Here is a 14,495-nt window from a genome sequence, read left to right as displayed (position 1 = left end):
GGGTGCCAGGCGGATTGACGTTCAGCGCACCGTGTTTCAGCGCTCGATGCTGGCGCGGCGGTATTCGGCGGGCGGCATCCCGTACGCGCGCCGGAACAGTCTGCTGAAGTGCGCGGAGTCCGGCAGCCCCCACCGGGCCGCGATCGCGCTCACCGGCTCGTCCCCGCTCCTGGCGAGCTCCGCGCGGCAGCGTTCCAGCCGCCGCTGCCTGATCCAGGCGGCCACCGTCGTGTTCTCGGCCTCGAACAGCCGGTGCAGGTAGCGCACGGAGATGTGGTGCGCGGTCGCGATCGCGCCCGGGGCCAGGTCGATCTCGCCCAGGCGCTGCTCGATGAACGCGTGCACGCGCAGCAGCAGCGTCCGCTGCCGTGAGTCGGCCGGCAGGATCCGCGTCAGCTCCAGGCGCTCGGCTACCGCGGTGCTGACCAGGTCCATCACCACGGTCGACAGCCGGGCCGCGCTGGCCGGCGCGTACGTGTCCAGGTCCGTGGCCACCCGGCGCAGCAGCGGCACGGCCAGCGCGCCGGCGCCGGAGTCGGCGCTGATGGGCAGCGCCGTGAGCGCCGCGACCGAGCCGTGGGGCAGGGAGAGCAGGTCGTGCGGGAAGCTGAACACGGCCAGCTGCACCGCGCTGTCATAGGCCAGCTCGTACGGCCGGGTGAAGTCGTAGATCGCGAACTCGCCCCGGCTCAGCTGCGTGTGCCGATCGTCCTGGGCGAGGCGCGGGCTGCCGGCGAGGGCCAGCACCACCCGGTAGAGATCGGGGTTGTCGCGGTGGATCAGCCCGGCGGTGCGATGCACGCTGTGCGGAGTGGACGTGCGGATCCGGCCGACACCCACAGGACCGAGCCGCCCCATCTCGATCTCGCCGCGCAGCGGCGCGTCAGGATCGATGCGTAAGTCGAGGGGGCCGAGCGTGTCGCACACGATGCTCCGCCAGGCGTCGTGGCGGCGCTTGGCCGGCAGGTCACTGGTGCGGATCACTACGGCCATCCCCCGTGCCCCTCCGTCGGCTGCCCCGCCATCGTAACGAGGCCCCCAGACGCGCGGAAGAAATCCGCATGAAGCAGCCCCGGGCGACGCGCCCGGGGCTGTCCTCGATTGATCTCAAGCGGTCTGGCGAGCCTCTATGGCCTGCTTGTAGAGCTTGCCCGCCCGGTAGGACGAGCGGACCAGCGGCCCGGACAGGACGCCGGCGAACCCGATCGCCTCGGCCTCGGCCTGCAGCTCGACGAACTCCTCCGGCTTCACCCACCGCTCCACCGGGTGGTGGCGGGGCGTCGGCCGCAGGTATTGCGTGATCGTCAGCAGGTCCGTGCCGGCCGCGTGCAGGTCACGCATGGCCTCGACGATCTCCTCGCGGGTCTCGCCCATGCCCAGGATCAGGTTGGACTTGGTGACCAGCCCGGCTTCGCGGGCCATCGTGATCACCGCGAGCGAACGGTCGTAGCGGAACGCGGGACGGATGCGCTTGAAGATCCTCGGCACCGTCTCCACGTTGTGCGCGAACACCTCCGGCTTGCTGGAGAAGACCTCCTCCAGCTGGTCGCGGTTGCCGTTGAAGTCGGGCACCAGCAGCTCGACGCCGCAGCCGGGCAGCAGGGCGTGGATCTGACGGGCGGTCTCGGCGTAGAGCCAGGACCCGCCGTCGGGCAGGTCGTCGCGGGCCACGCCGGTCACGGTCGCGTACTTCAGGCCCATCTGCTCGACGGACTCGGCGACCCGGCGAGGCTCGTCGCGGTCATACTCCTTCGGCTTGCCCGTGTCGATCTGGCAGAAGTCGCAGCGGCGCGTGCACTGGTCGCCGCCGATGAGGAAGGTCGCCTCGCGGTCTTCCCAGCACTCGTAGATATTGGGACAGCCCGCCTCTTCACAGACCGTGTGCAGGCCCTCGCGGCGCACGAGCGATTTCAGCTCGGTGTATTCGGGGCCCGTCCTGAGCTTGGTCTTGATCCACGGGGGCTTGCGCTCGATAGGGGTTTCGGCGTTGCGCACCTCCAGGCGGAGGAGCTTTCGGCCTTCAGGAGCAACGGTCACCTCCTCAGCTTACGTCTCCCGGTGAACCGGCCCGCTCAAGGGTCACGAGATGAGGCCGAAGGCGTGGCCGGTGCCGGTCGGCGTGCGCGGCAGACCCACCCGGTCGTAGCCGGTCTCGGCGTCGGCGGGCAGCCGGGCCAGGCGTGGCCGCAGCACCCAGCCGATGGCCAGGCTCAGGCCGCCGAGCAGCCACGCGAGCAGTGAGTCCGCTTGCGCTGCCGATCGGGTTACCTCCTGAGGAGGTCCTCTTCGTGCAGCTCGAACGCCTCCATGCCGAGCGTCTCGGCCAGCCGCTTCTCCGCGATCGGCAGCACCTCTTCGACGACGATGCGCCGGCCGGTCTCCGCCGACAGCGAGGAGACGCCCACGTCGGGCAGTCCGCACGGGGCGATGCGGTTGAACCAGCGGGGGTCGTTAGCGCAGTTGATCGCGAAGCCGTGCATGGTGACGCCGCGCGAGACGCGGATGCCGACCGCGCCGAGCTGGCGATCAGGCAGCCCCAGGCTCGGATCGCCGATCGCCCACACACCGCCCCTGCCGGACACCCGCCGCGCCGTGACGCCGAAGTCGGCGCACACCTGGATCATCGTCTCCTCCAGGCGGCAGACGTACGTGATCACGTCCGTGACGTCGCCGATGATCGGATAGGCGACGAGCTGCCCGGGACCGTGCCAGGTGAGCCGGCCGCCCCGATCGACGTCGATGACCGGCGTGCCGTCGGACGGGCGCTCCTGCGGGGCCGTGCGCTTTCCCGCGGTGTAGACGGGCGCGTGCTCGAGGATCAGGACGGTGTCGGGCAGCTCGCCCGCCACGCGCTTGCCGTGCACCCAGCGCTGAAGCGACCAGGCCTGCTCGTAGGGGACGTCGACGCCGAGGCGGACGATGGCAAGTGCGTGGGGATCGTCCCCGTGGGTGGGGCGCATGAGCCTATTGTGCCGTTCCCTCACCCTTGAAGGGAAATTCAGGCGGTGAGGAGACGAGGCTCGATCCTCAACTCCTTGACCCCGCCCGACCCGTCGTGTTCCAGCCGGTAGGCGGAGCCGCCCGGCTCGACGGACACCGCCTGGATGAACTCGGTGCCCACATAGTGGAGGCCGACGCCCTCGTCGGCGGCGTACCCCGCAGGCAGCTCGCCGCCGGCCACCGACTCGTGCAGCAGCGTGCGCCGCTGCGGGTCGGAGTCGTAGTGGACGCCGCACGAGTAGGGCAGCAGCGCGAGCCCGTCGGCCCAGGGCCGCAGCTCGGGGCCGAAGGAGTCGGTGTTGCCGCCCACGTGCCAGCACAGGGCGCCGGCGCTCTGCCCCGTGAGCACCACCCCGGCCCGCCAGGCTTGCTCGAACGCCTCGTCCAGGCCGTGCAGCCGCCACAACGCTATGAGGTTGGCCACACTGCCGCCGCTCACGTAGATCATGTCCTGTTCCATGATCCACGCCTTGGGGTCGGCCACGTTGGGCATCGGGAACACCGTCAAGTGGCTCAGCTCGACGTCCCAGCCCGCGAACGCGCCGTACATCTTCAGCAGCCAGTCCGAGGCGTCACCGGTGGCGGTGGCCAGCAGGCCGAGCTTCGGCCGGTCCTGGCCGGTCAGGTCGAGCCCGTAGCGCAGCAGTCCGCTCGCCTCCAAGAAGCCGTAGCGCTGGCTCGGGCGGAACGAGCCGCCTCCGATCGCGAGGATGTGCGACTGTCCTGACCGGATCATGTCAAAGATCTCCCACCTGAAAGAAGGATGAACGGCCCCTAGAGTACGGCGCTCAGCGCCTCGTCGAGACTGGTATGGGTGAAGCCGTAGCCGCTGTCGAGCAGTGTGCGCGGCAGGACGCGGTGACTGGGCAGCAGCCCCTCGCGGGCGAACTCACCGAGCCCTATGGACAGCGCGAACGCCGGGACCGGCATCGGCATCATGCTCCTGCCCAGGGCTTTTGCGATGGCACGGGTGAACTCGGTGTTGGTGACGGGGGAGGGCGAGGTGAAGTTGACCGGCCCGGCCACATCCCGATTTTTCAGGACATGCCGTGCGGCCCCCACCCAGTCGTGCATGGAGATCCACGACCAGTACTGCTTCCCCGACCCCAGCGGCGCTCCCAGCCCCAGCTTGAAGATCGGCAACACCCGGCCCAGCACCCCGCCCCGCCGGCTCAGCGCCAGCCCGGACCGCACCTGCACGGTCCTGATGCCCGCCTCGCCGGCCCGCCGCGCCTCGGCCTCCCACTGCACGCACAGGTCTGCCAGGAACCCCGTGCCCCGGCGCTCGCTCTCGTCGATCTCCCGGTCGCCGGTGTCACCGTAGAAGTCCACTCCGGAGGCCGACAGGAGCACCTCGGGCGGCTTGGGCAGGGCACGCAGGGCGTCCACGAGCACCCGGGTGCTCTGCACCCGGCTGCTGAGGAGCTCCCGCTTGTACGCCGCGGTCCACCGTTTGTCCCCGATCGACGCCCCGGCCAGGTGTACGACGGCCTCGGCGCCGTTCAGCGCGGCCAGGTCGACCTCCTGCTCGGCAGGCTGCCAGTAGGCCTCGTCCGGGCTGCTGGGCTCCCGGCGCACTAGCCTGACGACCTCTTGCCCCTCGGCCTGCAGCGCCGCCACCAGCGCCGTGCCGAGCAACCCCGACGCCCCCGTCACGATGATCGCCATACGTTCACCCTACGCGGCGCGCCCGCGGGTGCGCCGCACCGACCACATCGCCATGCCTCCCGCTTCGCCGACCGCCCGGCGGGGGAGCAGGCCACGCGCGCCGCCTTCAGCACGCGGTGCGCCGCCGCACCAAGGTTGCCTCCCAGGAGGCGGCAGGCATTCGGTGACAGAACGAAAGAGACCGGGCGGAACCCGCCCGGCCTCCCTCATCGAACCCCTTATGCGAGGCCGAGCTGGGCCTCGAAACGGCCCTCCTCGAGACGGCGCTTCACCGTCGTCAGGAAGCGCGCCGCGTCCGCCCCGTCCACCAGGCGGTGGTCGTAGGTCAGCGCCAGGTAGACCATCGACCGCACCGCGATGACCTCGCCCTCAGGCGTGTCGACCACCACGGGCCGCTTCACGACGGCGCCGGTGCCCAGCATGCCGACCTGCGGCTGGTTGAGGATCGGCGTGTCGAACAGCGCGCCCCGGCTGCCGGTGTTGGTCAGCGTGAACGTGCCGCCGGTGAGCTCGTCGGGCGTCACCTGGTTGTTGCGGGTGCGCTCGGCGACGTCGGTGATCTTGCGGGCGAGACCGGCCAGGTTGAGGTCGCCGGCGTTCTTGACGACGGCCGCGAGCAGGCCGCGCTCGGTGTCCACCGCGAGGCCGAGGTTCTCGACGTCGAAGTAGGTCACCTCGTTGGTCTCGTTGTTGATCGTCGCGTTGAGCTTCGGGTGCTGCTTGAGCGCCTCGACGGTGGCCATCGCGAAGAACGGGGTGAAGGTCAGCTTCACGCCCTCGCGGCGGAGGAAGTCGTCCTTCGCCTTCGCCCGCAGCCGCGCGATCTTGGTGACGTCCACCTCGACGACGGAGGTGAGCTGCGCGGCGGTCTGCAGCGACTCGACCATGCGCTTGGCGATGGTCTGACGCAGCCGCGACATCTTCTCCGTACGGCCCCGCAGCGTCGTGTCGACCGCCACCGGCTCGGGCACCGCGGCGGCCGGGGCCTGCGCGGCCGGAGCCGGGGCGGCGGCGGCCGGAGCGGGCTGAGCGGCGGCGGGCGCCGGAGCGGCCTGGGCCGCGGCGGCCTTCTCGCGCTGCGTCTTGGCCGCCTCGAGCACGTCCTGCTTGCGGATACGGCCGCCCACGCCGGTGCCGTTGATCGAGTCGAGGTCGACGCCGTGCTCGTTGGCGAGCTTGCGCACCAGCGGCGTGACGTAGGGGCTCTCGCCCGACGGCAGCGGGGTCGGCTCGGCGGCCGGCTGCACCGGGGGAGCGGCCTGCGGAGCAGGCGCGGGAGCCGGGGCCGGCGGCGGGGTGGGCTGCGCCGGGGCAGGCTGCGGGATCGAGGAGACCGGCGGGGCCGGCGCGGGGGCGGGCTCCGGCTCGGGCTCCGGCGGAGCGGGCGCCTGCGCGGGGGCCGGCGCTTCCGGAGCCGGCGCGGCGGCGCCCGGCTGGGCGTTCTCGTCGATGACGGCGAGCTCGGCCCCGACCTCGACCGTCTCGTCCTCAGCCACGACGATCTTGGTGAGCACACCCGCGGACGGTGACGGGATCTCGGTGTCGACCTTGTCGGTCGACACTTCGAGGAGCGGCTCGTCAGCCTCGACGCGCTCGCCCTCCTTCTTCAGCCAACGGGTTACGGTGCCCTCGGTCACGCTCTCGCCGAGCTGGGGCATCTGTACGGAGACCGGCATCGTTATTCTTCTCTCGCGTTCTAATCTCGAGGGCTGGACTAGTTGTGTACGTGCAACGGCTTGCCGGCCAGGGCCAGCATCGCCTCACCCATGGCCTCGGACTGGGTCGGGTGTGCGTGGATGAGCTGGGCGACCTCTGCGGGCAGCGCCTCCCAGTTGTAGATCAGCTGGCCTTCCGTGACGAGCTCGCCGATGCGCCGGCCCACCATGTGGACACCGACGACCGGACCGTCCTTCTGAGCGATGACCTTGACCGCGCCCGAGGTGCCGAGGATCTGGCTCTTGGGGTTTCCCGCGAGGTCGTAGACCTGCTCGACGATCTCGATGCCGCGCTCGGCCGCCTGCTTCGACGTGATCCCCACCGAGGCGACCTCGGGGTCGGAATAGGTGATGCGCGGCACGCCCGCGTAGTCGATGGGCGGCGGGTTGAGCCCGGCGATGTGCTCGGCCACCATGATCCCCTCGCCGAAGCCGGCGTGGGCCAGCTGCAGGGTCGGGATCAGGTCGCCGATGGCGTAGACGCCCGGCACGGAGGTGCGGCAGTGCTCGTCGACCACGACCGCGCCCCGCTCGATGGCGATGCCCTGCTCCTCGAAGCCCAGGCCCGAGGAGACCGCGCCGCGGCCGACGGCGACCAGCAGCAGCTCGGCGTCGAGGGTCTTGCCGCTGGCCAGCGTGACGACGACGCCCGTCTCCGTGGTCTTGGCGCTGTCGAAGAAGACGCCCAGCTCGTATTTGATGCCCCGGCGGCGGAAGGCCCGCTCGAGCAGCTTGGAGCTGGACTCCTCCTCGGTCGGCAGCAGGTGCGGCAGCGCCTCCACGATCGTGACCTCGGCGCCGAACGAGCGGTAGACGCTGGCCAGCTCGACGCCGATCACGCCGCCGCCCAGCACGATCACCGAGGTGGGCACGCGGTCCATCCTGAGCGTGTGCTCGCTGGTGATGACGCGCTCGCCGTCGATCTCCAGGCCGGGCAGCGACTTGGGCGCCGAGCCGGTGGCCAGCACGATGTTGCGGCCCTCGTAGACGTCCTGGCCCACCTGGACCCTGTTGGCGCCGACCAGCCGGCCCTCGCCCTCGACGATCGTCACGCCCGCGCCCTTCAGCAGGCCCTGCACGCCCTTCCAGGCCCGCGTGACGATCTTGTCCTTGAACGCGTGCACGCCCTGCACGTCGATGCCCTCGAAGCGGGCCATGACGCCGAAGGCCTCGCTCTCGCGGGTCTCGTCGGCGACCTCGGCCGAGTGCAGCAGGGCCTTCGTGGGGATGCATCCCCTGTGGAGGCAGGTGCCGCCGATCTTGTCCTTTTCGATGAGGACGACCGACTTGCCCAGCTCAGCCGCCCGAAGCGCGCAAGCGTAACCGCCGCTGCCGCCCCCTAGGACGACGATGTCATAGGCCACAGGAAGGCTCCTTGTCGGGGTGTTCGTGATGCCGCCATCTTTTCATTTGTTTCAGATGCTTGCGTGCCGCTCGGCCAGTCCGATGAGCGTACGGGTGATGGCTCCGGTCCCGCCCTTCGGGGTGTAACCGTACGGCTCCCCCTTGTTGAAGGCGGGACCGGCCATGTCGATGTGCGCCCAGCGCAGCCCGTTCGGGACGAACTCCTTGAGGAAGATGCCCGCCGCGAGCATGCTGCCCCACCGCTCAGGCTGGAGGTTGGCGAGGTCTGCGATCGGCGAGTCGAGGCCCTTGCGCAGCTCCTCAGGCAGCGGCATGCCCCACGCGCCCTCGCCGGCCGCACCCGCGGCCTCGACGACCAGCTCCCTGAGCGCGTCGTCGTTGGCCATGACGCCGGAGGTGCGCCAGCCGAGCGCGACGATCTGCGCGCCGGTGAGCGTGGCCACGTCGACGATCACGTCCGGACCGTCCTCCGCGGCTCTGGCGATGCCGTCCATGAGCACCAGGCGGCCCTCTGCGTCGGTGTCGAGCACCTCGACCGTCTTGCCGCTGTAGCTGTGCAGGACGTCGGAGGGGCGCTGCGCGGTGCCGCTCGGCAGGTTTTCGGCCAGGCACAGGTAGCCGACGGCGTTGACCGGCAGGCCGAGCCTGGCGATGCCGATCAGAGCGCCGAGCACCGCGCCCGCGCCGCCCATGTCCGACTTCATCCAGTCCATCGCGTTGGACGGCTTGAGCGACAGGCCGCCCGAGTCGAATGTGATGCCCTTGCCCACGAAGGCGAGGGTCTTGCCGGCGTCCTGGTGGTTGTAGGAGAGGCGGACCAGGCGCGGCGGGTTGGCCGAGCCCTGGCCGACGCCGATGAGGCCGCCGTAGCCGCCGTCCTTGAGCTGCTTCTCGTCGAGCACCTCGACGCTCAGCCCCACCTTGCCGCCCGCCTGCTCGGCGATCTCGGCGAACTTGGCCGGCCACAGGTCCGAAGGCGGCGTGTTGACCAGGTCGCGGACCAGCGCGACGGACTCGGCCAGCACGCCCGCGCGCTTGGCGAGGGCCTCGGGCTGCCCGGAGATCACGGTCAGCTCGGCCACCGGCGGCTTCTGCTCGCCGTTCGTGCGGTAACGGGAGAAGGAGTAGGCGCCGAGCAGGCCGCCGAGCGCGACCGCCTCGGCCTCCTCGGGGGAGCCCGCGGGCAGGGCGAGGGCGGCGCGCGAGGTGCCGGCGAGGGACCGTACGGCGGCGCCGGCGGCGCGGCGCAGCCCCTCGGCGTCGTAGGAGTCGCCGAGTCCGACCGCGACCAGCAGCGGGGCGGCGATGGCGCCGAACGTGGGCAGCTTGGCCAGCTCCCCGGCCTTCCCGGAGAAGGCCACCGTGCCGAGCGACGCGGCCAGCCTGCCGCCGAAGGCCGCGTCCAGGGACTCGGCGCCCGTGGCGGGGCTGGGACCTTCCTCGCTTGACGTGAATCCGACGATCAATGCGTCGGTGTCCAGGGAGACGGGATCTGCTGAGTTCAGCCGCACAGTGGTCACGTAAACCGATGCTATCCAGGGTTTCTGCGTACTCACAAACAGGGGTTCATCCTACAAATGCTCGGTCGCGCTTTCTGAGACATGGTGCTAGTGTCATTAGCACCATGCTACTGACGCTCGATCTCAACGACGCGCGGCCCCTGCACGAGCAGGTGGCCGGCGCGATCCGGCGCGCGATAGGGGACGGCTCCTACGGCCCCGGAGACCGCCTGCCGCCCGCGCGCGACCTGGCCCAGGTGCTCGGCATCAACCCCAACACCGTGTTGCGGGCGCTGCGCGACCTGCGGGACGAGGGGCTCCTGGAGTTCAGGCGCGGGCGCGGCGTCAGCGTCGCCGGCCAGACCGGCGGGCGCGCCCTGCTGGTGCAGCAGGCGCGCGAGCTGCTGGACGAGGCCAGGAAACACGGCTACGGCCGCGACGACCTCATCGCCATCTTGGAGGAGCTGCCATGAACGCCCGAGTAGCCGCCCCCGCGTGGGGCCTGTTCGTCCTCGTCGCCCAGATCCTGCTGCCCCTGACCGTGCGAGACCGGCTGCCCGACCCGCTGGCCACGCACTGGGGGCCGGGCGCGCGGCCGGACGGCTCGATGCCGTTCACCGCGTACGTGGCGATGGTGGTGCTGGTCTGGGTGGTGCCGTGGCTCGGCCTGCTGGCCGCGGCGCGGGCCCAGTCCCATAGGCAGGGCCGGATGTTCTGGTGGGGCGTGCTGTTCGGCATGGGCGTGTTCGCGTTCGGCATGAACGTCACGACCGTGCTGGCCAACCTGGACGCGCCGGACTGGGGCGAGGCGCGGCTGCCGGGCTGGGCCGTCCTCGCGGTCGTCGGCGCGGCGCTCGCCACCGCCCTGGCGGCCGGCTACCTGGGCAGGGGAGCGCCCGACGAGCCCGCGCCCGCCGGCCTGCGGCCGCCGCTCCTGCCACTGAGGGCCGGGCAGCGGACCGTCTGGGTCGGCCACGTCGCCAACGGTTGGCTCAGCCTGATCACCGCCGTCGCGGGGGCCGCCATCGCCGTTCTGGCCGCGCTGTTCCTCGCGGGAATCGTGCCGGTCGTGCCGGCGCTCCTGGTCCTGGCCGTGCTGGTCCTCGTGCTGGTGCTCGGGGTCCTGACCTCGTCGGTCTCCGTACGGGCCGGGGACGACCGGGTGGTCATCCAGTTCGGGCCGCTGGGCTGGCCGGTGCGCAGGATCCCGCTCTCCAAGATCGAGTCGGCTTGGGCGGAGGTGCGCCATCCGAGCCGAGTCGGCGGATGGGGCATCCGCGGCCTGCCAGGAAGTGCCACCATCATGCTGCGCGGCGGCGAATGCCTGGTGCTCGGCTACCGTGGCGGCGGGCAGCTGGCCATCAGCATCGACGACGCCGCGCGCGGTGCCTCCCTCATCAACGCCCTCATCGCGGAACGAGTGGAACTATGAAAAGACCTCTGCTCATCTTCATCGTCCTGGCCTTCGGGCTGTCCTGGGCGGCGGTGCTGCCCATCTGGTTCGGCGGCGGGCTCGGCTCGCCGCTGATGGCCGGACTGGCCACGCTGATGATGTTCACGCCCACCGTGGGAGTGCTCGGGGTGTGGGCGCTCTCGCGCACGCCGTTCAAGGAATGGGCCAGGCAGACCGGGCTGACGCTCGGCGAGCGCAAGGGGCGCACGGGCGCGCTGGTGCTCGCCGCCTGGCTCGGCGTCCCGCTGCTGGTGTTCCTCGCGATGGGGCTCAGCGCCGCGGTCGGGCTGACCTCGCTGGACCTCGGCGGGCTCAGCCTGCTGAGGGCGGCGCTGGAGGGACGCGGCGCGCCGGTGCCCGCCGACCTCGGCTCGGTGGCCGCGATCCAGGTCGTGCTGGCGGTGCTCGCCGGTCCCGCGCTGAACGCGATCCCGGCGCTGGGGGAGGAGTGGGGCTGGCGCGGCTGGCTGCTGCCCCGGCTCGTGTCCGGGAACGGCGTCCTCGCCGGGCTGCTGCTCTCCGGCGCCATCTGGGGCGTCTGGCATGCGCCCCTTACGCTGCTCGGCTACAACTACCCGCGGCTCGGGTCGTGGGCGGCACTGTACTTCATCGGGTTCTGTGTGCTGGCGGGGGTGCTGCTCGGGTGGTTGCGGCTGCGCACCGGCAGCGTGTGGCCCGCCGTCGTGGCGCACGGCTCGCTGAACGCGGTGGCCCCGGCCGCCGTCCTGCTCGGAGACGCCGCCGCCCCGCCGAATGAGGTACTGGTCGGGGTGACGGGCCTGGTGGGATGGGTTCTGCTCGCGGTGATCTGCGCGGCTCTGCTCCGCTTCGTCCCGGTACGCCCGCCGCAGTCGGCCACCGAGCCTGCCATCTGACCGCCCGCCCCGGCAGGCTGCCGAGCGCGCCGTCTGACCGGCCGCCGCGATCAGTCGCCGGGCGGGCTCAGCCGAGCATCGCGCAGGCCACCAGCGTGGCGGCTGTGGCGGTCTCCACCAGCGCGCCCAGGACGTCGCCGGTGATGCCGCCGAGGCGCCGCCTTGCGCGCCGGAGCAGCAGCAGGGCGGCCGCCAGCCCGGTCAGCAGGCCGAGCGGCAGCGCGAGGAAGGCGGGCAGGTCGAGCCCTGGCCGGCTCCCGCCGTCCCAGACGCGGCAGTCGATGGACAGGCCGAAGGCGGCGGACGCGAGCAGGGCGGCCAGGGTGACGAGCCACGGCGCGGAAGGGCGTACCGTGCCGGCGACCGTCGCCCCCAACCCGTCCGGCCGGGCGGCGGGGACACTCGCCCGGCAGGCCCACGTCAGCGCCAGCCGCCCCGCCACGCAGGCCGTCACCAGGGCCGCGAATCCGGCCTCCGCCAGTGCAGCCACCTGGACGAGCAACGTGAACACCAGAGCCATCACGCCGAATGGCCCGATGTCCGATTTCTTCATGATGTCGAGCGCCTGATCGGCGGGCTTGCCGCTGCCCAGCCCGTCCGCCAGATCGGCCAGCCCGTCCAGGTGCAGGCCCCGGGTCAGCAGGGCCAGCAGCCCGATCGCCAGCGCCGCACCCAGCAACGCGGGCACGGGCAGACCCAGGGGCAGCCCGGCGAGCACGCCGAGCGCCAGCCCGACGACCGGAGCCAGCGTCATGGCCTGCCCCGCGACCTCCCGATCCACGCGCTCGACCCGTACGGGTAACACGCTGAGCGTCCCGACCGCGAACCGCAGCCCGTGCACGAGTCGCATATCCGACGATCGTAGGCCCACTAGGGTGGCGGGATGCACGTGGTTGAACTCGAAGACGTAGGCGTCCGGGTTGTCGGCAAGTCGCTGCTCGACGCGGTCGACTGGCAGGTGGACTACGGCGACCACTGGGTGATCCTCGGCCCCAACGGCGCGGGCAAGACGACGTTGCTGTCGCTGGCCGGTGCCGTACGTCACCCCAGCGAGGGCACGGTCAAAGTGCTCGGTCACCGGCTCGGCCGGGTCGACGTGCGGGAGCTGCGCCGCCACATCGGCCTGGTCGCCTCCAGCCAGCGGCTCATCGACGAGGAGCTCATGGAGGAGGAAGGAGCGACCGCGCACACGGTGGTGCTCACCGGGCACACGGGGTCGAGCGTTCCGCTGTGGGACAAGTACGGCGACGGCGAGCGGGACCGGGCCCAACGCCTCCTGGCCGACATGGGCTGCAAGGACTTGGCGGACCGGCCGTTCCGCGTGTGCTCGCAGGGTGAGCGGGCCAGGATCAGGATCGCCAGGGCGCTCATGGCGGACCCGGCGCTGGTGCTGCTCGACGAGCCGTTCGCGGGGCTCGACCTGCCGGCGCGGGAAGACCTCATCACCGCCGTCGAGGACCTGGCCGCGACCAGGCCCGTGCTCACGACCGTGACGGTGACGCACCACCTGGAGGAGGTGCCGGCGACGACCACCCACGCCATGCTCATGCGCGACGCCCGGGTGCTGGCCGCCGGGCCGATCGCCGACGTGCTGACCCCGGCGAACCTCTCCGACTGCTTCGGCCGCCCCCTGCACGTGGACCGGCTGGACGGCCGCTGGTACGCCCGCGCCGTCCGCCCCTGACGGCGCATCCCGGCCGCGCTTGCGGGCCGATTCCGCGGGTCACAGCTCCAGGAGCCGGCCCGCGACCGCCAGCGCCACGTACTCGGACTCGGCGGCGAGGCGCTCGTTGAGCCGGCCGAGCGCGTCTCTGAACGCTCGCCCGCTGGCCGTCGCAGGCACCACCCCCATCCCCACCTCGTCGGACACCGCCACGATCGGCTCCGGCGCCTGCCGCCACGCCGCCACCAGCTCCTCGCACCGGCCGCCGACCGGCGCCCGGTCGCCCTCCCAGGCCGCATGCTCGTCGAACACCGCCGCCAGCCAGGTCCCGAGCCCGTCGATCAACAGCGGTGCGGTGGCGTTCGCGATCGTCGCGGCCAGGTCGGTGGTCTCGATGGTGTCCCAGTGCGCGGGCCGCCGGGCCCGGTGCGCCCGCACCCGCGCGGCCCATTCGCCGTCGCCCGCCCCGTCCGGCCCGGTCGCGACATAGGTCACGTACGGCTCGGCCGCCAGCCGCAATTCGGCCTCGGCCGACTTTCCTGACCGCGCCCCACCCAGCAACAACGCCCGCCGCACCTGCGGGGTGCGAGCCGCCGGCTGCTGCCCGGCCGCCGCCTGCGCGCTTCCAGCAGGCCCCTGGGCAGCCGCTCTCGGCGGCGCGATGTCCAGCGCGGTCCCGTCCGGCGTGGCCACCGCGCCCCACAGCCGAAGCCGCCGGGTGAGCTCCTCCTCCGACCGCACCCGATGGTCCAGCCCGACCGCCACCACCCGGGTCGCCGCGTCCACCAGCCCCGCCCGCCGCAGCTCGCCGAGCCGCTCGGGCCGGTCCAGCAGGTCGATCAGCACCGCGTCGTACCGGGAGGGTTCGTCGTCGTACCGGGTGGCCCCGCCGGGGCCGGGCGGCGGTTCCAGGCCCGGTGGCACGCACAGCAGCGCCGCGCCGTCCGGGCCGACCAGCCCGAGGCCGCCGCCGCAGACCCGGTAGCCGCGCGGGACCTCAGCGAACGGAAATCGGACGGCGCCGTCCACGACCAGCTCGAACGGGCGGTGGTGCCCCGGCGGCAGCCCGGCGCAGGAGGCACATCGGCAGCCGGGCTCGGGCCAGCCCGCGCCGCCCCCCGTACCGGAGAGAAGGACCTTCACCGCGCCGAGCGTACAGAGGGGCGCCGGACCGCGGGCGCCCCACCGGGGCGGTCGTCGGCGGGTCCGGCCGCGGGGGCCCCTACCGGGCCGCCGGGACGGAGGGCTTGGCGCGGC

General features: G+C 72.2%; 14 protein-coding genes. 4 read left to right on the top strand and 10 right to left on the bottom strand.

Going from position 1 to position 14,495, the window contains the following annotated elements; translation table 11 throughout:
* Positions 1–36: 36 nt before the first annotated feature.
* From ACTWPT_RS42015 to ACTWPT_RS41980, 8 genes are all read right to left on the bottom strand, one after another.
* Positions 37–993, bottom strand: a complete 957-nt coding sequence (locus tag ACTWPT_RS42015; RefSeq protein WP_443183124.1) for an AraC-like ligand-binding domain-containing protein — start codon at positions 991–993, stop codon at positions 37–39.
* A gap of 114 nt (positions 994–1,107) precedes the next feature.
* Entirely contained in the window at positions 1,108–2,037 is a 930-nt protein-coding gene (gene lipA, locus ACTWPT_RS42010) for a lipoyl synthase (protein ID WP_443183123.1), read from the bottom strand.
* Positions 2,038–2,264: 227 nt separating this feature from the next.
* Positions 2,265–2,960 (bottom strand): lipoyl(octanoyl) transferase LipB, encoded by a 696-nt coding sequence (gene lipB, locus ACTWPT_RS42005; RefSeq protein ID WP_443183122.1) that lies wholly within the window; start codon positions 2,958–2,960, stop codon positions 2,265–2,267.
* 38 nt (positions 2,961–2,998) lie between these two features.
* Positions 2,999–3,736, bottom strand: a complete 738-nt coding sequence (locus ACTWPT_RS42000; RefSeq protein ID WP_443183121.1) for a Type 1 glutamine amidotransferase-like domain-containing protein — start codon at positions 3,734–3,736, stop codon at positions 2,999–3,001.
* A 38-nt stretch (positions 3,737–3,774) separates the two neighbouring features.
* Positions 3,775–4,668 carry a TIGR01777 family oxidoreductase gene (locus tag ACTWPT_RS41995; RefSeq protein ID WP_443183120.1) on the bottom strand — a complete coding sequence of 298 codons (894 nt, stop codon included), beginning with the start codon at positions 4,666–4,668 and terminating at the stop codon, positions 3,775–3,777.
* Between the two features lie 218 nt (positions 4,669–4,886).
* Complete coding sequence (gene sucB, locus ACTWPT_RS41990; protein ID WP_443183119.1) at positions 4,887–6,344, bottom strand: 2-oxoglutarate dehydrogenase, E2 component, dihydrolipoamide succinyltransferase; 1,458 nt, start codon at positions 6,342–6,344, stop codon at positions 4,887–4,889.
* A 38-nt stretch (positions 6,345–6,382) separates the two neighbouring features.
* Positions 6,383–7,747 carry a dihydrolipoyl dehydrogenase gene (gene lpdA / locus ACTWPT_RS41985; protein WP_443183118.1) on the bottom strand — a complete coding sequence of 455 codons (1,365 nt, stop codon included), beginning with the start codon at positions 7,745–7,747 and terminating at the stop codon, positions 6,383–6,385.
* Positions 7,748–7,798: 51 nt separating this feature from the next.
* Positions 7,799–9,268, bottom strand: a complete 1,470-nt coding sequence (locus tag ACTWPT_RS41980; protein ID WP_443183117.1) for a leucyl aminopeptidase — start codon at positions 9,266–9,268, stop codon at positions 7,799–7,801.
* A 104-nt stretch (positions 9,269–9,372) separates the two neighbouring features.
* On the opposite strand from ACTWPT_RS41980, the gene ACTWPT_RS41975 reads away from it, so the two are divergent.
* From ACTWPT_RS41975 to ACTWPT_RS41965, 3 genes are read left to right on the top strand one after another with little or no spacing between them, the layout of a single operon-like run.
* Positions 9,373–9,720 (top strand): GntR family transcriptional regulator, encoded by a 348-nt coding sequence (locus tag ACTWPT_RS41975; RefSeq protein WP_443183116.1) that lies wholly within the window; start codon positions 9,373–9,375, stop codon positions 9,718–9,720.
* On the top strand, positions 9,717–10,679 hold the full coding sequence (locus ACTWPT_RS41970) for a hypothetical protein (RefSeq protein WP_443183115.1): 963 nt from the start codon (positions 9,717–9,719) through the stop codon (positions 10,677–10,679). The genes ACTWPT_RS41975 and ACTWPT_RS41970 overlap by 4 nt, the downstream gene beginning before the upstream one ends.
* Positions 10,676–11,575 carry a CPBP family intramembrane glutamic endopeptidase gene (locus tag ACTWPT_RS41965; RefSeq protein ID WP_443183114.1) on the top strand — a complete coding sequence of 300 codons (900 nt, stop codon included), beginning with the start codon at positions 10,676–10,678 and terminating at the stop codon, positions 11,573–11,575. Before ACTWPT_RS41970 ends, ACTWPT_RS41965 begins: the two co-directional genes overlap by 4 nt.
* 67 nt (positions 11,576–11,642) lie before the next feature.
* On the opposite strand, the gene ACTWPT_RS41960 is transcribed toward ACTWPT_RS41965, so the two are convergent.
* A complete protein-coding gene (locus tag ACTWPT_RS41960) occupies positions 11,643–12,425 on the bottom strand; it encodes an adenosylcobinamide-GDP ribazoletransferase (protein ID WP_443183113.1) in 783 nt (260 codons plus the stop codon).
* A gap of 33 nt (positions 12,426–12,458) precedes the next feature.
* On the opposite strand from ACTWPT_RS41960, the gene ACTWPT_RS41955 reads away from it, so the two are divergent.
* Positions 12,459–13,259, top strand: coding sequence for an ABC transporter ATP-binding protein (locus tag ACTWPT_RS41955; protein ID WP_443183112.1), 801 nt, complete (start codon positions 12,459–12,461; stop codon positions 13,257–13,259).
* A gap of 39 nt (positions 13,260–13,298) precedes the next feature.
* Here ACTWPT_RS41955 and ACTWPT_RS41950 read toward each other — a convergent pair whose 3' ends face one another.
* On the bottom strand, positions 13,299–14,381 hold the full coding sequence (locus ACTWPT_RS41950) for a bifunctional adenosylcobinamide kinase/adenosylcobinamide-phosphate guanylyltransferase (protein ID WP_443183111.1): 1,083 nt from the start codon (positions 14,379–14,381) through the stop codon (positions 13,299–13,301).
* Positions 14,382–14,495: the final 114 nt, after the last annotated feature.

The sequence above is a fragment of the Nonomuraea sp. 3N208 genome (genome assembly GCF_052245935.1).
Classification (GTDB): Bacteria; Actinomycetota; Actinomycetes; order Streptosporangiales; family Streptosporangiaceae; genus Nonomuraea.
Note: the sequence above shows the minus strand (reverse complement) of the source record. Positions and strands in the feature narration are given on the sequence as shown.